Source organism: Acidovorax sp. A79 (assembly GCF_041154505.1).
Taxonomy (GTDB): Bacteria; Pseudomonadota; Gammaproteobacteria; order Burkholderiales; family Burkholderiaceae_C; genus Acidovorax.
In genome coordinates, this window is sequence record NZ_AP028672.1 from 2,978,711 (window position 1) to 2,999,367 (window position 20,657).

General features: G+C 70.3%; 19 protein-coding genes. 11 read left to right on the forward strand and 8 right to left on the reverse strand.

Features of this window, described 5'->3' with window-relative positions:
* Positions 1 to 60: 60 nt before the first annotated feature.
* The 4 genes from ACAM51_RS13640 to ACAM51_RS13655 form a co-directional block, all read right to left on the reverse strand.
* Positions 61 to 1,383: a serine hydrolase domain-containing protein gene (locus tag ACAM51_RS13640; protein ID WP_369640919.1), complete on the reverse strand. Its 1,323-nt coding sequence runs from the start codon at positions 1,381 to 1,383 to the stop codon at positions 61 to 63.
* Between the two features lie 70 nt (positions 1,384 to 1,453).
* Complete coding sequence (locus ACAM51_RS13645; protein ID WP_369640920.1) at positions 1,454 to 2,035, reverse strand: thioredoxin family protein; 582 nt, start codon at positions 2,033 to 2,035, stop codon at positions 1,454 to 1,456.
* 26 nt (positions 2,036 to 2,061) lie between these two features.
* Positions 2,062 to 2,775, reverse strand: a complete 714-nt coding sequence (locus tag ACAM51_RS13650; RefSeq protein ID WP_369640921.1) for a cytochrome c biogenesis CcdA family protein — start codon at positions 2,773 to 2,775, stop codon at positions 2,062 to 2,064.
* A complete protein-coding gene (locus tag ACAM51_RS13655) occupies positions 2,772 to 3,248 on the reverse strand; it encodes a DUF2147 domain-containing protein (protein ID WP_192426878.1) in 477 nt (158 codons plus the stop codon). Before ACAM51_RS13655 ends, ACAM51_RS13650 begins: the two co-directional genes overlap by 4 nt.
* Positions 3,249 to 3,427: 179 nt before the next feature.
* Between ACAM51_RS13655 and ACAM51_RS13660 the strand changes: the two genes are divergently transcribed.
* The 4 genes from ACAM51_RS13660 to ACAM51_RS13675 all read left to right on the forward strand — a co-directional run bounded on the left by ACAM51_RS13660 (position 3,428) and on the right by ACAM51_RS13675 (position 8,339).
* On the forward strand, positions 3,428 to 4,204 hold the full coding sequence (locus tag ACAM51_RS13660) for a response regulator (protein WP_192426877.1): 777 nt from the start codon (positions 3,428 to 3,430) through the stop codon (positions 4,202 to 4,204).
* Positions 4,201 to 5,520 carry an ATP-binding protein gene (locus tag ACAM51_RS13665; protein ID WP_369640922.1) on the forward strand — a complete coding sequence of 440 codons (1,320 nt, stop codon included), beginning with the start codon at positions 4,201 to 4,203 and terminating at the stop codon, positions 5,518 to 5,520. The genes ACAM51_RS13660 and ACAM51_RS13665 overlap by 4 nt, the downstream gene beginning before the upstream one ends.
* A 133-nt stretch (positions 5,521 to 5,653) precedes the next feature.
* A complete protein-coding gene (locus tag ACAM51_RS13670; protein WP_369640923.1) occupies positions 5,654 to 6,481 on the forward strand; it encodes a DUF72 domain-containing protein in 828 nt (275 codons plus the stop codon).
* A gap of 430 nt (positions 6,482 to 6,911) precedes the next feature.
* Positions 6,912 to 8,339, forward strand: a complete 1,428-nt coding sequence (locus tag ACAM51_RS13675) for a homoserine dehydrogenase (RefSeq protein WP_369640924.1) — start codon at positions 6,912 to 6,914, stop codon at positions 8,337 to 8,339.
* A gap of 225 nt (positions 8,340 to 8,564) precedes the next feature.
* Here the strand turns inward: ACAM51_RS13675 and ACAM51_RS13680 are convergent, their stop codons facing one another.
* Both ACAM51_RS13680 and ACAM51_RS13685 read right to left on the reverse strand, forming a co-directional pair.
* Positions 8,565 to 9,203: an FMN-binding negative transcriptional regulator gene (locus tag ACAM51_RS13680; protein ID WP_369640925.1), complete on the reverse strand. Its 639-nt coding sequence runs from the start codon at positions 9,201 to 9,203 to the stop codon at positions 8,565 to 8,567.
* On the reverse strand, positions 9,200 to 9,685 hold the full coding sequence (locus ACAM51_RS13685) for an OsmC family protein (RefSeq protein ID WP_218339338.1): 486 nt from the start codon (positions 9,683 to 9,685) through the stop codon (positions 9,200 to 9,202). The genes ACAM51_RS13680 and ACAM51_RS13685 overlap by 4 nt, the downstream gene beginning before the upstream one ends.
* Before the next feature lie 100 nt (positions 9,686 to 9,785).
* On the opposite strand from ACAM51_RS13685, the gene ACAM51_RS13690 reads away from it, so the two are divergent.
* Complete coding sequence (locus tag ACAM51_RS13690; protein ID WP_369640926.1) at positions 9,786 to 11,282, forward strand: PLP-dependent aminotransferase family protein; 1,497 nt, start codon at positions 9,786 to 9,788, stop codon at positions 11,280 to 11,282.
* A gap of 33 nt (positions 11,283 to 11,315) precedes the next feature.
* Here the strand turns inward: ACAM51_RS13690 and ACAM51_RS13695 are convergent, their stop codons facing one another.
* Positions 11,316 to 12,395, reverse strand: a complete 1,080-nt coding sequence (locus ACAM51_RS13695) for an MBL fold metallo-hydrolase (RefSeq protein WP_369640927.1) — start codon at positions 12,393 to 12,395, stop codon at positions 11,316 to 11,318.
* A gap of 78 nt (positions 12,396 to 12,473) precedes the next feature.
* Between ACAM51_RS13695 and ACAM51_RS13700 the strand changes: the two genes are divergently transcribed.
* From ACAM51_RS13700 to ACAM51_RS13720, 5 genes are all read left to right on the forward strand, one after another.
* Positions 12,474 to 13,112 carry a TetR/AcrR family transcriptional regulator gene (locus tag ACAM51_RS13700; protein ID WP_218296357.1) on the forward strand — a complete coding sequence of 213 codons (639 nt, stop codon included), beginning with the start codon at positions 12,474 to 12,476 and terminating at the stop codon, positions 13,110 to 13,112.
* Between the two features lie 69 nt (positions 13,113 to 13,181).
* Positions 13,182 to 14,174 carry a glycerophosphodiester phosphodiesterase family protein gene (locus ACAM51_RS13705; RefSeq protein WP_369640928.1) on the forward strand — a complete coding sequence of 331 codons (993 nt, stop codon included), beginning with the start codon at positions 13,182 to 13,184 and terminating at the stop codon, positions 14,172 to 14,174.
* 90 nt (positions 14,175 to 14,264) lie between these two features.
* A complete protein-coding gene (locus ACAM51_RS13710) occupies positions 14,265 to 14,816 on the forward strand; it encodes a gamma carbonic anhydrase family protein (protein WP_218296359.1) in 552 nt (183 codons plus the stop codon).
* Positions 14,817 to 14,892: 76 nt separating this feature from the next.
* Positions 14,893 to 15,948 (forward strand): sensor domain-containing diguanylate cyclase, encoded by a 1,056-nt coding sequence (locus tag ACAM51_RS13715; protein WP_369640929.1) that lies wholly within the window; start codon positions 14,893 to 14,895, stop codon positions 15,946 to 15,948.
* 88 nt (positions 15,949 to 16,036) lie between these two features.
* A complete protein-coding gene (locus tag ACAM51_RS13720) occupies positions 16,037 to 17,947 on the forward strand; it encodes a radical SAM protein (RefSeq protein ID WP_369640930.1) in 1,911 nt (636 codons plus the stop codon).
* Positions 17,948 to 18,027: 80 nt separating this feature from the next.
* Here ACAM51_RS13720 and ACAM51_RS13725 read toward each other — a convergent pair whose 3' ends face one another.
* Positions 18,028 to 18,324, reverse strand: coding sequence for a hypothetical protein (locus ACAM51_RS13725; RefSeq protein WP_369640931.1), 297 nt, complete (start codon positions 18,322 to 18,324; stop codon positions 18,028 to 18,030).
* 138 nt (positions 18,325 to 18,462) lie between these two features.
* Here ACAM51_RS13725 and dinG point away from each other — a divergent pair, with 138 nt between their 5' ends.
* Positions 18,463 to 20,637, forward strand: coding sequence for an ATP-dependent DNA helicase DinG (dinG, locus tag ACAM51_RS13730; RefSeq protein ID WP_369643819.1), 2,175 nt, complete (start codon positions 18,463 to 18,465; stop codon positions 20,635 to 20,637).
* Positions 20,638 to 20,657: the final 20 nt, after the last annotated feature.

Genomic DNA, 20,657 nt, shown 5'->3' on the forward strand with positions numbered 1-20,657 from the left:
ACGGGCCGGGGCGCCGGGGCACCGCGCCCCTGCACGGTCTTCTTTTTGTCCGCCGGCCCCTCAGCGCCCCCGCACCGCCGCAGCCAGCGCGGCAAACGCCTGCCGGTCCACCGCATGCGTGAAGGCCGTGTTGGGCACCGGGTGTGTGGACAGCTTCACCACCACCAGCTCCGCCGCCGGGTTGATGTGGATGTGCTGGCCCATCAGGCCCTTGGCCTCCAGCGTGCCGTCCGCATCGTGCGGCACCCACCACTGGTTGTGGTACGAGTAGCCCGCGCGCATGGCGGTGCCGGGGGCCTTGCTGAATTTCGCGGGGTCGGCGCCCTTGCGCAGCTCGGCGATGGTGGCGGGCGAGATGACCTGCTGGCCGTTGTAGCGGCCGTTGGCGCGCAGCATTTCGCCCAGGCGGCCCAGGTCGCGCAGCGTGGCGTTCACGCCCACGCTGGTGGACTGGCCGCCGTTGGCGTCGGCAAACACATAGGCATCCTCCTGCGCGCCCAGGCGCGACCAGATGCGCTCGGACAGCAGCGTGGCGTAGCTCTTGCCCGTCACGCGCTGCAGCAGCCAGCCCAGCACTTCCGTGTCCACCGACTTGTACGCGAACGCGGCGCCGTGCTCGCCCTCCTTCTTCAGCGTGGGCAGGAACTCGGCCATGCTTTTGGCGGCGCTGCTGCCGGGCGGCGCGGGCTGCAGGCCTGCGGCGGCCAGGTACTGGAAGACGCCGGACGCAGGGTCGGCAAAGTTCTCGGCGTATTGCACGCCGGTGGTCATGTCCAGCGTCTGCTGCACGGTGGCATCGGCCCAGGCGCTGGTGGCCAGTTCGGGCAGGTAGCGGGGGATCGGTGCTTTCGGGTCGATCACGCCTTCCTGGATGAGCTCGGTCACCAGCAGGCCGGTGAGCGATTTGCTCATGGACCACAGCACATGCGGCTGGTGCGGCTGCATGCCGGTGTGGTGGCGCTCGTACACCACCTGGCCCCGGTGCAGCACCAGCAGGCCGTCGGTGTAGGTGGCCTTCTGCCAGTCGGCCAGCGTGGTGGTGCCGCCCTTGCCGTCGGGCACGGGCAGCGCGTCGTCCAGCGCGCGGGCTGCGGCGGGCAGCGCGCTGGACGCGCCTGCGCCGCGCCACACGGCGGCCGTAGGGCCCAGCTCGCGCAGGTGGTGTGCGGCCCAGCGCACGTTGGGGTACTTGAGGATGTTGGCCAGGCGCACGATCTTGTCGGGCGGCGGCGGAAAGCCCTGCATCAGTTGTTGCGTGGCGGGGTGGGTCGCGTCGGGTGGTGGCAGTTGCGGTGCCTGCGCATGGCTGGCGGAGGCCATGCACAGGGCTGCTGCGGCAGCGGCGAGCGTCACCAGGGCAAATTGGAGGCGGGGGAACGGCATGGTGCGAAAGTCCTGCAAAAGGTGGGTGGGATCGGGCAGAGAAACGACGGAACAGGAAGGGGCGGGCGGGCTATCCCCGCGCCGCCAGCAGCGCGCGGATCACGGCCTCGGTGCGGTCGTACTCGCCTTCGCCAAAGTGCTTGTAGCGAATGTGTCCCTGCGCATCGATGAGGTAGGCCGCGGGCCAGTACTGGTTGCTGTAGGCCTTCCAGGTGCCGTAGCGGTTGTCTTGCGCCACGGGATGCTTCACGCCGTGGCGGCGCATGGCCACCTCGACGTTGCTGGTGGTGCGCTCAAACGGAAACTCCGGCGTGTGCACGCCCACCACGGTGAGGCCCTGGGGCGTGTACAGCTCGGCCCAGCGGTTCATGTGGGGCAGGGTGCGGATGCAGTTGATGCAGGCATACGTCCAGAAGTCCACCAGCACCACGCGGCCGCGCAGCTGGGCCAGGGTGAGCGGCTCGGAGTTGAGCCAGCGCTCGATGCCGGTGAACTCGGGTGCCGCGCCAAAGTCGGGCAGCGTCGCCGCCTGGACGGCGGGCCCCGCTGCGTGGGTGAGGGCGGGTGCCGCCACCGCTGCGGCTACAGAAGCTGCGGACGCCAGGAATGTGCGGCGCTGAAAAGAGATGGGTGAAGAAGGGTGCGATGTCATGGTGAAAACTCCTTGCTGCGGGCCGCTTACAGCCCGCCTGAACCCGATGGATAGAACTGCGACAGCCACGCGGTGACCTGCCCATCCACCTCCAGCAGCATGGCCAGCGCCACGGCAATGACCACCACGCCAAAGGCCTGCTGCACGCGGTGCGCGTGGCGCGAGATGCGGCGCACATGGCTGGCCGCTGCCTGGCCACCGTAGGCAATGGCCAGCATGGGCACTGCGGCGCCGGTGGAATACGCGAGCAGCAGCACGGCCGTGCGGGCCCCGGGCGGCTCGGTGGCGATGAGCGTGAGGATGGAGGCCAGCACCGGCCCGGCGCAGGGCGTCCACACCGCGCCCAGGCTCAGGCCCAGCAGCAGCCCGCCCCAGTTGCCGCCCGATGAACCCAGCCCCAGGCTGGCCACGCGGCTGAGCACGCCACCCGCGTGTTGGCTGAGCCACTGGAAGGGCCAAGGCCACACGGTGAGCACGCCAAACACCAGCAACATCACGGCAGCGAACCGGCGCAAGCCCTCGGGCGACAACCCCAGCACCTGCGTGAAGCTGCTGAACAGCAGGGCCACGGCCGCAAACGAAAGCGCAAAGCCCAGTGCGATGAACAGCGGGCGCGTGCGCTGCGCGGGGCCGCCCGCCACCGATGCGCCCAGCACCACCGGCAGCATGGGCAGCACGCAGGGCGCGCCCACGGTAAGCATGCCGGCGGCCACGGCCAGCCAGGGCGAGGTATTGGTCATTGTGGCGCCCCCTGGTCGATGGCAGGGCGGCGCCACACCTGCGTCTTGCCGAACAGCGGAATGCCGACATAGGCGCGCACCAGCAGCTGATCCGGCTCGGCGGGGGTGAGGGTGGCGCGGTAGGTCTTGGCGTTCTCGCGGTTGTAGATCTCGCCCTGGTATTCGGTGCTGCCGTCGCCGCTGGGGCGCAGGCCCGACAGCAGGGTCATGCCCAGCGCAGGTCGCGCGTCGGCCGCGGCCATGTCAGCGCCCGGGGCGCTCATGGAACGGTTGGCCAGCACACGCACCACCTTGCCACACAGGGTCTCGCCGGCGCAGGGCGCAATGTCTACCTCCAGGTTGCCGCTTTCGGTGATCCAGCGGCCCAGCGGGGCCTTGGCAGGCGTGGCGGCCAGGGATTGCTGGGCGCCTGCGGATTGGGCCAGGCACAGCGCCAGCAGCCCGGTCGTGGCCATCCAGGGGTTCATCTTCATGGCAAGGTCCTCGTGAAGTTCAGGAAGACTGCATTGAAGCGAGCGGACGTATCGGTGATATTTCCTGGCAAGGCCTTTTGGTATGCGTGCGTATCCGCAGCGCCGCCCGACAAGTTCAGATACATACGGCCCGCCGCGCCGCTGCCACACCCAGGGCAAACCCCGGAGAATCACCACCCATGAGCACGCCCACCGAAGACCACATCCTGATCGTCGATGACGACGCGGGCATCCGCGAGCTGGCGGCCGAATACCTGCAGCGCCAGGGCCTGCAGGTGAGCGTGGCGGCCGACGGCCGGCAGATGCGCGAGGTGCTGGCCACGCAGCGCATCGACCTGCTCGTGCTGGACCTGATGCTGCCCGGCACCGACGGCATCACGCTGTGCCGCGAGCTGCGCAGCCCCGGCGCGCCGCCGCTGCCCATCATCATGCTCACCGCGCGCAGCGACGAGGCGGACCGCATCCTGGGCCTGGAGCTGGGCGCGGACGACTACCTGACCAAACCCTTTGCCGCGCGCGAGCTGCTGGCGCGCATCCACGCGGTGCTGCGGCGCACGCGCATGCTGCCGCCCAACCTGGCGGTGGCCGAGCCCGCGCGCCATCTCGCATTCGGCGACTGGCGGCTGGACACCACGGCGCGCCACCTGCTCGATGCCACGGGCGCGGTGGTGGCGCTCTCGGGCGCCGAATACCGTCTGCTGCGCGTGCTGCTGGACCACCCGCAGCGCATCCTCACGCGCGACCAATTGCTGCAGCTCACGCAGGGGCGCGACGCCGACGTGTTCGACCGCTCCATCGACCTGCTGGTCAGCCGCGTGCGCCAGCGTTTGGGCGATGGCGCACGCGGCTCGCGCTACATCAAGACGGTGCGCAACGAGGGCTATGTGTTCTGCGCCGACGTGCTGCCCGCATCGGTGCAGGTACCCACGCCAGCGCGGGGAGGGACCGCCGCATGACGCTGCGCTGGTGGCCCCGCTCGCTGTTCGGGCGCATCCTGCTGGTGCTGGCGCTCGGCCTGGCTCTGGCGCACGCGCTGACGTTTGTGCTGGCGATCACCGAGCGCGGCATGACCATGCGCCGCGCCATGGTGTCGTACCTGGCGAGCGACGTGGCCAGCTCCATCGCCATGCTGGACCGCCTGCCGCCCGCAGAGCGCGCGCAGTGGGTGGACCGGCTGGCGCGCCGCAATTACCGGTTTGCACTGACCGCGCCGCTCGATGCACCCGAAGACCCGTCCGCCATGGCCCGCCTGATCGCAGGGGCCGTGGGCGCCACGCTGCCGCCGGGCCGCACGGTGCACGTGATCGACCCGCGCGTGCCCGGCACCGAGCTGCGCCTGCAGCTGCAGCTGGCCGACGGCACGCCGCTGGCCGTGGACATGGACGAGCCCCAGCTGCAGGTCTCGCCCTGGGTGCTGGGCGCGCTGGCGCTGCAACTGGCGCTGCTGGTGGGTTTATGCGCCTGGGCGGTGCGCGCGGCCACGCGGCCCCTGCGCACGCTGGCCGACGCGGCCGATGCGCTGGGCGCCGACCGCCCCGCCGTGCCCCTGGCCGAGGACGGCCCGCGCGAGGTGCAGCGCGCTGCCCAGGCCTTCAACCGCATGCAGCAGCGCATCCAGGCGCACCTGGAGGAGCGCATGCGTATCCTGGCCGCCGTCTCGCACGACCTGCAAACGCCCATCACCCGCCTGCGCCTGCGCGCCGACCTGCTGGACGACACCGCGCTGCAGGGCAAGCTGCACGCGGACCTGGCCGAGATGCAGTCGCTGGTGGAAGAAGGCATTGCCTACGCGCGCTCGTCCCAGGCCGTGCAGGAGCCGCTGCAGCGCGTGGACCTGCGCGCGCTGCTGCAGAGCATTGCGTTCGACTACGCCGATGCCGGCCTGCCCGTGACGCTGCTGCACGCAGACCCGGGCACCTGCGACACGCGCCCACAGGCGCTGCGCCGGCTGGTGTGCAACCTGGTGGACAACGCGATCAAGTTTGCAGGCGCGGCCGAGCTGAGCCTGGAGGAACAGGCACAGGCGCAAGGCCCGTGGCTGCTGCGCGTGCTGGACCGGGGCCCCGGCATTGCGCAGGCCGACCTGGCCGCCGTGCTGCAGCCCTATGTGCGGCTGGAAGACTCGCGCAACCGCGGCACCGGCGGCACGGGGCTGGGTCTGGCCATTGCGAGCGAGCTGGCGAAGGCGCTGGGCGGCCGCCTGGTGCTCGGGCCGCGCGGCGAGGGGCCGGGCCTGGAAGCGCGGGTCGAGCTGCCTGGGCAGCAGCCGTAGCGCGCGGCAGGTTCCCAAAAGTTCGAAGCGCGTGTGCAGGCGCCGCCCCACCGCGCGCACCCGCCCCACGCTCACGCCAAGACCCAGGCCGCTGCTACAGTGCCTGTTCCGTGGACTCACCAGGGGAAACGCCGTGGACAGCACCAGCAGCACTACCACCAACGCAGGCAGCAGCAACAGCAACAGCAGCAGCGGCCCGCAGATCCGCATCGGCATCGGCGGCTGGACCTTCGAGCCCTGGCGCGACAACTTCTACCCCGCAGGCCTGGCGCACAGCAAAGAGCTGCAGTACGCCAGCCGCCAGCTCACCGCCATCGAGGTCAACGGCACCTACTACAGCACCTTCAAGCCACCGACGTTCGCCAAGTGGCATGGCGAAACGCCCGAGGGCTTCATGTTCTCGCTCAAGGCCAACCGCTTTGCAACCAACCGCCGCGTGCTGGCGGAGGCGGGCGATTCGATCACGCGGTTTGTCGAGAGCGGCATCTCCGAACTGAAAGACAAGCTCGGGCCCATCGTCTGGCAGTTCATGCCCACCAAGGCGTTCGAGCCGGGGGACTTCGAGGCCTTCCTCGCGCTGCTGCCCCAGCAGGTCGATGGCCGCCGCCTGCGCCATGTGCTCGACGTGCGGCACGAGAGCTTTGCGACCCCCGCCTTCATCGCGCTGGCCCGCCAGTACGGCTGCGTGCCGGTGCACACCGATTCCGAAAAATTCCCGGCCATCGCCGATGCCGAGGCGGACTTCGCCTACCTGCGGCTGATGCGCAGCCAGGCGGACGTGCCCACCGGCTACACGCCCGAGGCCATCGCCCAGTGGGCCCAAGGCGTGCGCACCTGGACGGGCGGCGAGCGCCCACGCGACGTGTTCGTGTACTTCATCAACGGCGCGAAGGAGCGGGCCCCGGCAGGGGCGATGGAGCTGATGGCGCAGCTGGGTGTGCAGGCATTCCAAGAAAAATAGGCCGCTACCGCGCTACCATCACGCGCCAATAGCTACTTAATTGATAGCACCATCACTGACGATACGCTGTACGTGCAGACCATGTGCCGACAAGCCGCACGGCGTCTGCGCGCAACACACCACACTGCCCGGGCTTGACGCGCGCACCGCACCGCACCGTCAGGTACACTGCGCCTCTTCATGCCGTACACCACCCCCGCCCTCGCCGCACGCGCCACTGCCTTCCAAGGCATGGGCATGATGCAGCGCGCGTTCACGCGGGCTGTGGTTGCACGAATGATTACCACCATTACCCCCGCGGCCACCTGAGCACGCGCAGGTGGCCGTTTCGGCAGCCACCTGGTGATCGCTCTCTTCTCCCCCAAGACGAATGCACGAAACCCAGCTCTGGCAGCTGGTTTTTTTGTTTGTTCGTTAGCCGGAGAAGTCCATGTACCGCGATCCCGTCCCATCCCTAGAGCCTCAACCGTTGCACGCCGCCACCGTGGCGATGCGCCCTCTGCGCGTGGGCATGATCGGCATCGGCACCGTGGGCGCAGGCACCTTCCGCGTGCTGGCGCGCAACCAGGCGCTCATCGCGGGCCGCGCGGGGCGGGGCATCAAGATGGTGGTGGTCTGCGCCCGCAGCCTGGCCCGCGCCATGAGCGTGGTGGGCAAGGACGTGGCGCTCACCAACGACCCCATGCAGGTCGCCACGCACCCCGATGTGGACGTGCTGGTGGAGGCCGCCGGCGGCACCGGCCCGGCGCGTGAATGGGTGCTGGCCGCCATCCGCGCGGGCAAGCATGTGGTCACGGCCAACAAGGCGCTGCTGGCCGAGCATGGCAACGAGATCTTCGCCGCCGCGCGCCAGCACGGCGTGGCCGTGGCGTACGAAGGCGCGGTGGCCGTGAGCATCCCCATCGTGAAAGCGCTGCGCGAGGGCCTCACCGCCAACCGCATCGAATGGGTGGCCGGCATCATCAACGGCACCACCAATTTCATCCTGAGCAAGATGCGCGACGAGGGCGTGGGCTTTGCCGAGGCGCTCGCCCAGGCCCAGGCGCTGGGCTACGCCGAGGCCGATCCGACCTTCGACATCGAGGGCATCGACGCCGCGCACAAGATCACGCTGCTGGCCGCCAATGCGTTCGGCATGCCGCTGCGCTTTGCCGACGCGCAGGTGGAGGGCATCACCGCGCTGCAGGGCCTGGACGTGGCCTGCGCGGAGCAGCTGGGCTTTCGCATCAAGCTGCTGGGGGTGGCGCGGCGCCGCGAGCACGGCAATCGAGTCAACGGCGATGGTGCCGACGGCGTGGAGCTGCGCGTGCAGCCCGCGCTGGTGCCCGCCACGCACCTGCTGGCGCATGTCAATGGCTCGATGAACGGCATCATGGTCAAGGGCGATGCGTCGGGCGTGACGATGTACTACGGCGCGGGCGCGGGGTCCGAGCAGACCGCGTCGGCCGTGATCGCCGACCTGGTGGACGTGGCGCGGCTTCATGGCACCCACGCGGCGCAGCGGGTGCCGCACCTGGGCTTTCATGCCAGCGCCATCAGCAACGACCAGGCCGTGCTGCCGCGCGCCGCCGTGCGCACGCGCCACTACCTGCGGGTGCCCGTGCACACGGCCCAGCAGATCGAGGCCGTGGGCGCGTGGCTGGCGGCGCAGCAGGTGCCGGTGCTGCACGTGGAGCTGGCGGCCGAAAAAACACTGCAGGCCGACAAGGCGGCATCCAGCGCCGGCCATCCCCAGGTGCTGGTGCTCACCGACGTGGCGGCCCAGTCCACGGTGGACCTGGCCATGCACGCGCTGGCCGCGCACCCCGCCGTGGCCGGGCCGGTGGTGTCGCTGCGCGTGGAGATGCTGGAGGGCTGATGCTGGAGGGTTGCCATGGGCGGTGTCTGGCCGCACGCCACGTCGTGCCACCACCACTCGGCACTCACCAGCACCGTTCACGCTGAGCCTGTCGAAACGCGGCGCATGGCTGCGACAGGCTCAGCCCGACCGGTACGGGTTGATGCTGCGGTTCTAAAGGTCCAAACAGGCTCTGTCGCCCTACTATCAAGCGCTTCAAGCTATGAATATCGCAGCAATCACTGGCTAGATGCCCGGCCCTCGTTCCACCAGCGCCGCCATGGCCAGCGCTTGCGGCGTGCCTCGCGCCGTCAGCCCCTCGACGACGCCGGCGCGGTCCGTGTCCGTGCGGTTCTGGCTCACCTTCCAGACGCCTTCCCAGCGTTCCACCGCCAGCTCGACGCCCACGATGGCGCCCAGCAGTTTGTGCAGGTAGTCGGCGGGCGCATCGTCCACGTGCCAGGGGTGCGGGCGGTGGGCTTCGTGCGCCTCGGTCAGGGTGTGCAGGATCGCGCGCAGGCGCTCGGGGTCGCCGTCCACCGCGCTGAGCGTGCCGTGGGCGTGCACCGTGGCGTAGTTCCAGGTGGGCACCTGTTTGCCATCGACGGCCTTGGACGGGTACCACGACGGCGACACGTAGGCCTGCGGGCCATGGAACACGGCCACCGCCTGCTGCGGCAGCAGCGGCCACACGCCGTTGCCGCGGCCCACGTGGCCCACCAGCGTGCCGTGTGGGCCGCGCGTGGGGTCCAGGTACAGCGGCACGTGGTTGACGTGCAGGGCGCCCTCGTGCGAGACGACCAGGGTGGCCAGGGGCTGGTCCCGCACCAGGCCGTGCAGAACGGCTCGGTCGGTCACCTGGAACTGGCGGTTGGCAATGGTCATGTCAGTGGTCCTTCCACGTCCAGCACGGGCGCGCAGTCGATCTGCGTCTTGACCGAGTTGGCCAAAAAGCACGCCGCGTGCGCCTGGTGGTGCAGGTCGGCCAGCACCGCGCTGCTGGGCGCGTGCGCCGCGTCGAAGCGCGTCACGGGCCGCAGCTGCACGTGCGCAACCACCAGGCGGCCCTCGGCATCCTTGGCCATGGTGCCCACGGCGGCATCGGTGTAGCTGTCCACGCGCCATCCGGCACGGCAGGCGAAGTCCAGGAACCACAGCATGTGGCAACTCGAAAGCGCGGCCACGTAGGCTTCTTCGGGGTCCACGGCCGAAGCGTCGGAGTAGGGCAGCGGCACCACATGCGGCGACGACGAGCCGGCCACCACGGCGCCGCCATCGAATTGCCAGGTGTGCGCGCGGTGGTAGCGCTTGTCCAGAAAGTCGTCGCTGCCACGGGACCAGGCGATGGTGGCGGTGTGCTCGGCCATAGGATCTTTCTTGTGGGACCGGGCGTCGCAGGCAGCCCGGATGGTTTCTAAAATGGTTCTTCAGTTTATGGCTGCATTGCCACAACCAAGGGGCCAATTCATGCCGGTTGCCAGAGCCAATCCGAAGACCGTCGCCGCCGCCACGGGTGCTCCGGGCCCGCGCCAGGGCCTGCTGCGCCAGCAGGTCTATGAGCAGTTGCGCGGCGCCATCGAGCACGGCCGCCTGCCCGCAGGCACGCGCCTGCCGCCGTCGCGCGAGCACGCGGCGGGCCTGGGCGTGTCGCGCAACACGGTGCTCTGGGCCGTGCAGCGCCTGCAGGCCGAAGGGTATGTGGAGGCGCGCGTGGGCGACGGCACCTACGTGTCGCAGGCCGCGGGCGTGGCGCCCGCGCAGGGCCTGGTGGCGCCGCCGCGCGGGCTGTCAAAGCGCGGGCAGCTCATTGCCGAGACGGCTGCGCGCTGGCGGCCGCCGCATGTGGCGGCGCGGGCATTTCGCATCGGCGCGCCCGAGGTGGACACCTTTCCGTTCGCGCTGTGGGACCGCCTGGCCCGCCAGGCCAGCCCCGGCCAGCGCAGCGCCCGCGCGCAGTACCTGGACCCTGCGGGCGACCCCCAGCTGCGCCAGGCCATCGCGCTGTGGCTGTGGGCGTCGCGCGGCATCCGCTGCGATGCGGCGCAGGTGGTGGTGTGCTCGGGCTCGCAGCAGGGCATCGATCTGATCGCGCGGCTGCTGCTGGACGCGGGCGACGAGGTGCTGGTGGAAGACCCGGGCTACCCCGGCATCCGCGCCAGCCTGCTGGGCCACGGCGTGCTGGCGCGGCCCGTGGCGCTGGATGCGCAGGGCCTGCGCATCGCCGAAGGCGCCGCGCAGTGGCCCGGTGCGCGCATGGCCGTGGTCACGCCCACGCACCAGTTCCCCACCGGCGGGTGCATGCCACTGGCGCGGCGCCAGGCCCTGCTGCAGTGGGCGCGCACGCACGACGCCTGGGTGGTGGAGGACGACTACGACGGCGAATTCCAGTACGGCAAGCACGACGGCAAGGCCCAGCGCGTGCCCGCCCTGTGCAGCCTGCCGGGCTCGGAGCGCGTGCTGTACGTGGGCACGTTCTCCAAGACCCTGCACCCCGGCCTGCGCCTGGGCTTCGTGGTCGTGCCACCCGCGCTGGTGGAAGCCTTTGCCATGGCCCGCGCCATCACCGACCGGCATGCGCCCGGCGACGCACAGGCGGTGCTGGCGCGCTTCATCGCCGAAGGCCACCTGCTGCGCCACCTGCGGCAGATGCGCGAGCTGTACCAGGAGCGCCAGCAGGTGCTGATCGACGCGCTGGCCCAGGCCAGCGGCGGCGCGCTGCAGCTGGCGCCCAGCGACCGGGGCATGCACCTGCTGCTGGAATGCGCGCCCGGCAGCAACGACGAGGCCTTGAGCCGCAGCGCACTCGCCGCCGGGGTGATGCTGGCACCCTTGTCGCGCTATGCGATGGAATCGAACCGTAGAGGCTGGCTGTTTGGCTACGCGGGCTACGGCGAGCCCGAGATCGTGGCCGCCGCGCGGGTAGTGGCGCGGTTAGCTTCCAGAAGTCACCGCAAGGGGCTCTGACCGGCGAGCGACCGCCGCGCTGGCGGTGTCCCCCTACCTTTTCCACCATTGCTGCGAGAGCGCGGGCTGCCGGATGTCCAGCCGCTCGCCCATCACCGGCGCCACCAGCGGCACGCCGGCTTTCCCGGCCAGGGCGGTGATGCGGTCGAACGGGTCCGTCCACGCGTGCAGCGCCAGGTCGAACGTGCCGTTATGGATGGGCATCAGGTGGCGGCCCTTCACGTCCAGGTGGGCCTGCAGGCTTTCCTCGGGCTGCATGTGCACGTCGGGCCACTGGGCGTCGTAGGCGCCGGTTTCCACCATCGTCAGGTCGAACGGGCCGAAGCGCTCGCCGATGGCCTTGAAGCCGTCGAAGTAGCCCGTGTCGCCGCTGAAGAAGATGCGCGTGTCCCCCGCCACCAGCACCCACGACGCCCACAGCGTGCGGTTGCCGTCCGACAGGCTGCGGCCCGAGAAGTGCTGTGCGGGCGTGGCCACCAGCTTCACGCCGGCGATGGTGGTGCCCTGCCACCAGTCGAACTGCTGCACCTTGGCGGCGGGCACGCCCCAGGCGACAAGGCGGTCGCCCACGCCCAGCGGCGTGACGAAATGCGCCACCTTGGGGGCGAGCTGCCGGATGGCATCGAAGTCCAGGTGGTCGTAGTGGTCGTGCGAGAGCACCACGCCGGTGATGGGCGGCAGCTCGTCGATGGCGATGGGCGGCGCATGGAAGCGCTTGGGGCCCATGAAGGAAAACGGCGAGGCGCGTTCGGAGAACACCGGATCGGTCAGCCAGAACTGGCCCTGCAGCTTGAGCAGCATGGTCGAGTGGCCCAGGCGCCACAGGCTCAGGTCGGGGGCGCCCAGCAGGTCGGCCTGCGTGAGCGGCAGCACCTGTGGCGGCTGGGCCGGCACCGCGTCGGCGGGCTTGTCCGTCATGAAGCGCCACATGATGCCCAGGGTCTTGGCAAAACCCGGGGCTTGGCGCGGCGCCGCGTTGCGGAACTTGCCATCGACGTGCTGGGGCGACTGCTCATGGGAGCTTGCCGGCAAGGAGGTGCAGGAAAGGATGCTGTAGGCCATGGCGGTGACAACGGTGAGGATGAGAAGGATTCGGGGCGTGCGGCGGAGCATGGATGCTTTTCCGAAAAGTGCACTGCACAGTGTAGTTCACTTTTCAAAAAAGTAAACTACCCGGTGTAAAATAGGGGAATGACCGAGCCCGCCACCGTGATCGCCCCCACCCGCCTGACCGACCGCAAACGCGAGGCCATCGTGCAGGCCGCCATCGGCGAATTCCGCGAACATGGCTTCAACGGCACCAGCATGGACCGCGTGGCCGCGGCGGCCGAGGTGTCCAAGCGCACGGTGTACAACCACTTTCCCAGCAAGGACGAGCTGTTCGGCGCCATCCTGGACCACCTGTGGGAGCGCAGCCATTCATTGCCCGACGTGGCCTACGACGCGGGGCGACCGCTGCGCGCGCAGCTGCTCGCGGTGCTGGAGCAGAAGATGGAGCTGCTGAACGACGCGAGCTTCATCGACCTCTCGCGCGTGGCGATGGCCGAGATGATGCACACGCCCGAGCGCGCCCAGGCCATGGTGGCGCGCCTGTCCGAAAAGGAAGAAGGCCTGCCGCGCTGGATCCGCGCGGCCCAGCAGGACGGCGCCCTGCGCGCGGGGGTGGACCCGCAGTACGCGGCCCACCAGCTGCACGGCATGGTCAAGTCCTTTGCCTTCTGGCCCCAGCTGGCCATGGGCCAGCCGCCGCTGGCGCCTGCCGTGCAGCAGCAGGTGCTGGCCGATGCGGTGGAGATGTTCCTCGGGTTCTACGCGGTCGGCGCGCCGTAGGCCGGGGAACCCCGGCCCGGGCAAAATGCTCGCCGCACGACCGCCAGCCCCTCCCCGGGCACGCCTCCCATGCGCAAACGCCACTCCCTCCTCATCGGCCTGGGCATCGCCACCGCGGCGGTCTGGGTTTTCAACGCCTCCTGGCGCGCAGCGCCGCCCGAAGGCGCCAAAGCGCGCCTGATCGCGCACCGGGGCGTGCACCAGACCTACCACCGCGAGGGGCTGGAGCGGGACACCTGCACCGCCCGGCGCATCGAGCCGCCCACGCACGACTACATCGAGAACACGGTGCGCTCCATGCAGGCGGCATTCGCCCATGGCGCGGACATCGTGGAGCTGGACGTGCACCCCACCACCGACGGCCGCCTGGCCGTGCTGCACGACTGGACGCTGGACTGCCGCACCGAAGGCCGGGGCACCACGCGCAGCCACGCGATGTCCTACCTGCGCACGCTGGATGTGGGCTACGGCTACACCGCCGACGGGGGCCGGACCTACCCCCTGCGCGGCAAGGGCGTGGGGCTGATGCCCGAGCTCTCCGAGGTCTTCACGGCCATGCCCGGCCAGCGCTTTCTCGTCAATTTCAAGAGCCGGGAGGCGCGCGAGGGCGACATGCTCGCCGCGCTGGTGGCCGGACAGCCCGCCTGGCGGCAGGCCATCTGGGGCGCGTACGGGGGCGACGAGCCCACCCTGCGCGCCGCCGGGGCGCTCGCGGCCCAGGGCGGGGCACCCGTCAGGACCTGGTCGCGCCAGGGGCTGGCGCAGTGCCTGGGCCGCTACATCGCCCTGGGCTGGGCCGGCATCGTGCCCGAGGCCTGCCGCCAGACCACCGTGATGGTGCCTCTGAACGTCGCGCCCTGGCTCTGGGGCTGGCCGAACCTGCTGCAGCAGCGGCTGCGGCAGGCGGGCAGCGAGATCATCCTGCTGGGCCCCTACGGCGCGGGCGACGCCGGCACCTCGGGCATCGACACGCCCGCGCAACTGGCCCAGGTGCCCCGGGGCTTCGCGGGCTATGTCTGGACCAACAAGATCGAGGTCATCGGGCCGGCCTTCCGGCGCTGAGCCCGGCTTGGCGCTACGCTTGGCGGCTGCGTGCGCCCCGGCGCATTCCGGCTTCTTTCTCTTCACCACCACCTCATCCCTTCCCACCCCATGCCCCTTGCCCCCTACCTCGATACCGCCCCGTGCCTGGGCAGCGGCGTCTTCATCCACGACTCCGCCCAGGTGATCGGCGACGTGACCCTGGGCCGCGACGCCTCGGTGTGGTGCAACGCCGTGCTGCGCGGCGACGTGAACCGCATCGTGGTGGGAGAGTGCAGCAACGTGCAGGACCTGGCCATGGGCCATGTCTCGCACCGCAACGCCAGCAAGCCCGAGGGCTCGCCGCTCCTCATCGGCAGCCATGTGACCATCGGCCACTCGGTGATCCTGCACGGCTGCCGCATCGGCGACGAATGCCTGATCGGCATGGGCTCGATCGTGATGGACGACGCCGTGGTGGGCGACCGCGTGATGCTGGGCGCGGGCAGCCTGGTCTCGCCCGGCAAGGTGCTGGAAAGCGGCTACCTCTACATGGGCCGCCCGGCGGTGCGCCAGCGCGCGCTGACGGACGCGGAGATGGCGTACCTGCGCTACTCGGCCGAACACTACGTGCGGGTGAAGAACAACTACCAGGCCCCGCCGCTGACGGAGCCTGCAGCCTGATCCGGTCCGGAAGTCCGGCAGGCCCCAGGGCGCGCGGGCGGCGCGTATCGCATCACTATTCGAGCCATGTTTGTCTATGAGTGAACTTCTTGAGCAACTGTCCCAGTCGGTCTCCACGGCCCACTCCGTCGAAGAGCTGACGCGGCCGCTTCTGGAAATGCTGGAGGCGGTGACGGGGCTGGAGTCCACCTACCTCACCGCCATCGACGAGGCACAGGGCGTGCAGCACGTGCTGTACGCGCGCAACTCCAGCGCCATGCAGATCCCCGAGGGCCTGGTCGTGCCCTGGAACGACACGCTGTGCAAGCGCGCGCTGGAAGAGGGCCGCACTTTCACCGACGACGTTCCCGCCTGCTGGGGCGATTCGCAGGCCGCGCGCGGCCTGGGCATCCGCACCTACGCGAGCCAGCCCGTGCGCGTCGGCAACGGCGCGCTGTACGGCACGCTGTGCGCGGCCAGCACCCACGCCCGCCCGCGCACGCCCGAGGCCGAACGCATCCTCACGCTGTTCGCCTACCTCATCGGCCAGCAGGTGGAGCGCGAGCAGCTCATCCACAAACTGCTGGCCGCCAACGAACAGCTGGCCGCCGTGGCCGCCACCGACCAGCTCACGGGGCTGCCCAACCGCCGCGCGCTCATGGAGGCGCTGGAACGGATGCTGGCGCAGGGCCGGCGCCGGCAGATGGGCGTGCAGATCGCGTTCATCGACCTCGACGGCTTCAAGGCGATCAACGACACCCACGGCCACGAGGTGGGCGACCAGTTCCTCGTGGCCGTCGCGCAGCGCCTGCGGGGCGTGCTGCGCGCCGAGGACCTGGCCGCGCGCCTGGGCGGCGACGAGTTCGTGGTGATCAGCCTGAGCGCACACGCCGGCGACGCCCTGCACACCGCGCAGGATGCGCTGAGCCTGCGCATCGCCCAGGCCACGCAGGGCCGCTTCGACCTGCCGGGCGCATCGCTGGACTACGCCGGCGCCAGCGTGGGCGCGGTCACCATGGCGCCGGACCAGACCTGCAGGGCCGAGGACGCCCTGCGCGTGGCCGACCAGATGATGTACCAGGTCAAGCGCGCGCGCCGGCAGGCCCAGGACGCGCTGGCACAGGCGCGCGGCGGGCTGCCCACCCGCCGCTGAGCCGGCCCGCGCCGCCGCCGCAGTAGCCACACCGCCAGGGACACCATCGCGGTGCCGGGATAATCGGCGGTCACCACCCCCACGCTCCATGGCCTCTTCCCCGTGCCGCGTGCTCGCCGTCATCCCCCCGATGACGCAGCTGAACACGCCCTATCCGTCCACCGCCTACCTCACGGGCTTCCTGCGCTCGCGCGGCGTCCTCGCGTTCCAGGAGGACCTGGCGCTGGCGCTCGTGCTGCGGCTGCTCTCGCCCGAGGGCCTGAGGGCCGTGGCCGCCAAGGTGGATGCACTGCCCGCCAAGAAACAAAGCCCCGCCGTGCAGTCCTTTGCCGCGCAGCAGGACCGCTACCTGGCCACCATCGGCCCGGCCATTGCCTTCCTGCAGGGGCGCGACAGCACGCTGGCCCACCGCATCGCGGGCCGCAACTACCTGCCCGAGGGCCCACGCTTCGCCACGCTGGACGTGTATGTGGACGACGAAGGCGGCGACCCGCTGGGCTGGGCGTTCGGCGCCCTGGGCCTGCACGACAAGGCCAAGCACCTGGCCACGCTGTACCTGAACGACCTGGCCGATGTGCTGCGCGACGCGGTGGACGAGCGCTTCGAATTCGTGCGCTATGCCGAATCGCTGGCGGGCAGCCAGCCCACGTTCGACCCGCTGGCCACGGCGCTGGCCGCACCGCCCACGCTGGTGGACGACCTCCTGGCGCAGCTCACGCACGAGGCCATCGAACGCCACCAGCCCACGGTGGTGCTGCTGTCGGTGCCTTTCCCGGGCTCCGTGTACGCGGCGTTCCGCATCGCGCAGGCCATCAAGGCGCGCCATCCGCAGGTGGTGACGGTGCTGGGCGGCGGCTTCGTGAACACCGAACTGCGCGAGCTGGCCGACCCGCGCGTGTTCGACCATGTCGACTACGTGACGCTGGACGCCGGCGAGCGCCCGCTGCTGGCGCTGCTGGAACATGTGCGCGGCGAGCGCGGCCGCCAGCGGCTGGTGCGCACCTTCGTGCGCAACGACGAGGGCACCGTCCAGTACATCAACATGATGGAAGCCGACGTGGCCTTCGCCGAGGTGGGCACACCCACCTGGGACGGCCTGCCGCTGGACCGCTACCTGTCGCTGCTGGACATGCTCAACCCCATGCACCGGCTGTGGAGCGACGGGCGCTGGAACAAGCTCACGGTGGCGCACGGCTGCTACTGGAAGAAGTGCAGCTTCTGCGACGTGAGCCTGGACTACATCAGCCGCTACGAGGGCGCGAGCGCCGAGGTGCTGGCCGACCGCATCGAGGCCATCGTGCGCGAGACGGGGCAGACGGGTTTTCACTTCGTGGACGAAGCCGCGCCCCCCAAGGCGCTGAAAGCACTGGCCACCGAGCTGATCGCGCGCAACGCAGGCATCAGCTGGTGGGGCAATGTGCGGTTCGAGAAAACCTTCACGCCCGACCTGGCCGAGCTGATGGCCGACAGCGGCTGCATCGCCATCTCGGGCGGGCTCGAAGTGGCCTCCGACCGGCTGCTCACCCTCATGAAAAAAGGCGTGTCGGTGGACCAGGTGGCGCGCGTGACGCGGGCCTTCACCGACGCGGGCATCCTGGTGCATGCGTACCTGATGTTCGGCTTTCCCACGCAGACCGTGCAGGACACGGTGGACGCGCTCGAATACGTGCGCCAGCTGTTCGCCAACGGCTGCATCCAGAGCGGCTTCTTCCACCGCTTTGCCTGCACCGTGCACTCGCCCGTGGGCAAGAACCCCGAGGAGTACGGCGTGACCCTCGCGCCGCTGCCCCCGGGCGACTTCGCCAAGAACGACGTGGCCTTCATCGACCCCACGGGCGTGGACCACGATGCGCTGGGCGGCGCGCTCAAGAAAGCCATCTACAACTACATGCACGGCATCGGTCTGGAAGAAGACGTGCGCACGTGGTTCCCCTTCAAGGTGCCCAAGACCACGGTGCGGCGCGACCGCATCGAGCGGGCGCTGCGCGAGCGAGGATGAGGGCCGGGGACTGGAATTTGAATGAAAATGCCGCTCAGCGGTTATTCAACAAGCGCTGGCAGCTATCAATAGCAGAGCGCCTACTGCTTTTGCTTCTGATAGGCCTTGTCCGCTGGCGGGCCCCGGTCCGTGTCCTGCAGGCCCCGGTGCACGTCCCGGTAGGCCTGCTCCACCTGGGCATCGGGCTGGCCGTGGGTCATATCCACCGATTCATCGCGCTCGTGCGGCAGCTTGGGCTTGTCGGCGCTTTCGGGCGGCGGCGCGGCCTGTGGGGTACGCCGGCCGGCGATGGCGGGCGACTGGGGCGTGGTGGTGTTGACGCTGGGCTGGCCGGTGGGGGCGGCGCTGGGGTGGTCCGGGGTGCTGGCGGTGGGCATGTGATCTCTCCTGCGGTACAGGGCTTCATCGTAGGAAAGCCCCCGGAGCCGCCGTGTAGTCCCCGGCGCCATCTGTCCGCCGGGTGAAGCGGCCGCTGGCCGCGAAGGCGCAGGCGCCAACCCATGCGACACTACTGTATGTCTCAACAGGTGTGGGCCGCGCAGGCCCTTGAATCTTTCGATGCGGTGGTGCAGGCCACGCCCGGGTTTCGCAGCCGCGACGGCCAGCGGCGCATGGCCGAGCAGGTGGCGCACACGTTCAGCAGCGCCACGCTGGGCAAGGTGGACGAGGAGGGCGGCGAGGCGGCGCCCACGCGCTCCATCGCCGTCATCCAGGCCGGCACGGGCGTGGGCAAGTCGCTGGCCTACTGTGCGCCCGCCATCGCGCTGGCGCTGTCGCGCGGCACGCGGGTGCTGATCTCCACCGCCACCGTGGCGCTGCAGGAGCAGCTGGTCAACAAGGACCTGCCGGCGCTGGCCGCGCTGATGCCCCAGCCCTTCAAGTTCGCGCTGGCCAAGGGGCGCGGGCGCTATGTGTGCAAGCTCAAGCTCGACCGGCTGGCGGGCACGGGCGAGGCCGAGGCGTCCGATGAAGACGACCTGTTCGCCGAGGAGGAGGCCGCCGCCCGCGCCAAGCGCCCCCGGCAGGAAACCGAGGCGCGCATCCAGTTCTACGGCGCCATGGCGCAGACGCTGGCCAAGGGCGCCTGGGACGGCGACCGCGACAGCCTGGAGACCCCGCCCGAGCCCGAGGTGTGGAGCCCCGTGGCGGCCGAGGGCGCGTCGTGCACGGGCAAGCACTGCCCCGCCTTCAGCCAATGCACCTACTACGACAAGCGCAAGGAGCTGGTGGGCGCGCAGGTGATCGTGGCCAACCATGACCTGCTGCTGTCGTCGCTGGGCGCGCGCGTGCTGCCCGAGCTGGACAACTGCCTCCTGGTGCTGGACGAGGCCCACCACCTGCCCGCCACGGCGCTCGACCAGTTCGCCTGCAGCATGGACCTGTCGCGCCTGGCGTGGATCGACCGGCTCTCCAGCCGGGGCCTGCGCATCGGCGCGCTGCTGGAGGTCGAAGAGATTGCCGACATCCCGCGCCACGCGGCCCAGCTGCGGCAGACACTGCAGGACCTGGCGCGCATCGTGATGGACGTGTACGGCCCCGCGCTCAAGAGCCAGAAGGACACCTGGGGCCCGGCCCGGGTGCGGGTGCCGCGCGGCGAGCTGCCCGAGCCGCTCACCGCGCCGCTGGGGCTGCTGGCCGCCAGCGCCGACGGCTTCCTCGAAGCCCTGCGCGCCATCAGCAAGGCCCTGCGCGCCGAAATGCGCGACAAGCCCGAGGAGGCCAAGCGCCTGTCCACCCTGTATGCGCAGATCGGCATGCTGGCGCCGCGCCTGGAAGAGCTGCACGCCACCGCGCAGCTGCTGCTGCAGGAGGCCCCCCAGGGCGCAGACCGCAGCTTCGTGCCTGCGGCCAAGTGGTTCACGCTGGAGGTCGATGGCGATTTCATCGTGGTCAAGGCACACGCCAGCCCCATCCTGCCGGGCACCACGCTGCGCAACCACCTGTGGAACGCGGTGCGCGGCGCGGTGCTCACGTCGGCCACGCTCAACAGCTGCGGCAATTTCGATTTCTTCCTGCGCGAGGCCGGGCTGCACGGCGACGAGGCCGCGACCACGCTGGAGGTGCCCAGCCCCTTCAACTACGCCGCCCAGGGCACGCTGATCGCCGCCGAGACGCGCGCCGACCCCAAGAACGCCGCGCAGTTCACGGCCGAGATGGTGGATGCGCTGCTGCACGACATCGCGCGCGTGGAGTACGGCGCGCTGGTGCTGTTCACCTCGCGCGAGCAGATGCGCCAGGCCGTGGATGCGCTGCCCACCGCCATGCGCAGCGTGGTGCTGGTGCAAAACGCGCTGCCGCGCACGCAGTTGCTCAAGCGCCACCGAGAGCGGGTGGAGAACGGCGAGCCCTCGGTCATCTTCGGCATGCAGTCCTTCGGCGAGGGGCTGGATCTGCCCGGGCGGCTGTGCGAGTCGGTGTTCATCACCAAGCTGCCCTTTGCCCCGCCCGACGACCCGGTGGGAGAGGCCCGCGCCGAATGGCTGCGCGCCGTGGGCCGCGACCCGTTCAGCGAACTGGTGGTGCCCGCCACCGCCATCCGCCTGGCGCAGTGGGTGGGCCGCGCCATCCGCACCGAGGACGACCAGGCGCATGTCTACTGCTACGACAAGCGCCTCATGCGCACGAGCTACGGCCAGCGCCTGCTCAAGGGCCTGCCGCCCTTTGCGCTGGAGCAACGCGCGCCCCTGTAGGATGCCCCCCGAGTCGCCTG

Bases quoted from the DNA above. Each gene is read 5' to 3' on its own strand.
- ACAM51_RS13640 (WP_369640919.1), bottom strand. From the start codon at position 1,383: ATGCCGTTCCCCCGCCTCCAATTTGCCCTGGTGACGCTCGCCGCTGCC.
- ACAM51_RS13645 (WP_369640920.1), bottom strand. From the start codon at position 2,035: ATGACATCGCACCCTTCTTCACCCATCTCTTTTCAGCGCCGCACATTC.
- ACAM51_RS13650 (WP_369640921.1), bottom strand. From the start codon at position 2,775: ATGACCAATACCTCGCCCTGGCTGGCCGTGGCCGCCGGCATGCTTACC.
- ACAM51_RS13655 (WP_192426878.1), bottom strand. From the start codon at position 3,248: ATGAAGATGAACCCCTGGATGGCCACGACCGGGCTGCTGGCGCTGTGC.
- ACAM51_RS13660 (WP_192426877.1), top strand. From the start codon at position 3,428: ATGAGCACGCCCACCGAAGACCACATCCTGATCGTCGATGACGACGCG.
- ACAM51_RS13665 (WP_369640922.1), top strand. From the start codon at position 4,201: ATGACGCTGCGCTGGTGGCCCCGCTCGCTGTTCGGGCGCATCCTGCTG.
- ACAM51_RS13675 (WP_369640924.1), top strand. From the start codon at position 6,912: ATGTACCGCGATCCCGTCCCATCCCTAGAGCCTCAACCGTTGCACGCC.
- ACAM51_RS13680 (WP_369640925.1), bottom strand. From the start codon at position 9,203: ATGACCATTGCCAACCGCCAGTTCCAGGTGACCGACCGAGCCGTTCTG.
- ACAM51_RS13685 (WP_218339338.1), bottom strand. From the start codon at position 9,685: ATGGCCGAGCACACCGCCACCATCGCCTGGTCCCGTGGCAGCGACGAC.
- ACAM51_RS13690 (WP_369640926.1), top strand. From the start codon at position 9,786: ATGCCGGTTGCCAGAGCCAATCCGAAGACCGTCGCCGCCGCCACGGGT.
- ACAM51_RS13695 (WP_369640927.1), bottom strand. From the start codon at position 12,395: ATGCTCCGCCGCACGCCCCGAATCCTTCTCATCCTCACCGTTGTCACC.
- ACAM51_RS13700 (WP_218296357.1), top strand. From the start codon at position 12,474: ATGACCGAGCCCGCCACCGTGATCGCCCCCACCCGCCTGACCGACCGC.
- ACAM51_RS13705 (WP_369640928.1), top strand. From the start codon at position 13,182: ATGCGCAAACGCCACTCCCTCCTCATCGGCCTGGGCATCGCCACCGCG.
- ACAM51_RS13710 (WP_218296359.1), top strand. From the start codon at position 14,265: ATGCCCCTTGCCCCCTACCTCGATACCGCCCCGTGCCTGGGCAGCGGC.
- ACAM51_RS13715 (WP_369640929.1), top strand. From the start codon at position 14,893: ATGAGTGAACTTCTTGAGCAACTGTCCCAGTCGGTCTCCACGGCCCAC.
- ACAM51_RS13720 (WP_369640930.1), top strand. From the start codon at position 16,037: ATGGCCTCTTCCCCGTGCCGCGTGCTCGCCGTCATCCCCCCGATGACG.
- ACAM51_RS13725 (WP_369640931.1), bottom strand. From the start codon at position 18,324: ATGCCCACCGCCAGCACCCCGGACCACCCCAGCGCCGCCCCCACCGGC.
- dinG (WP_369643819.1), top strand. From the start codon at position 18,463: ATGTCTCAACAGGTGTGGGCCGCGCAGGCCCTTGAATCTTTCGATGCG.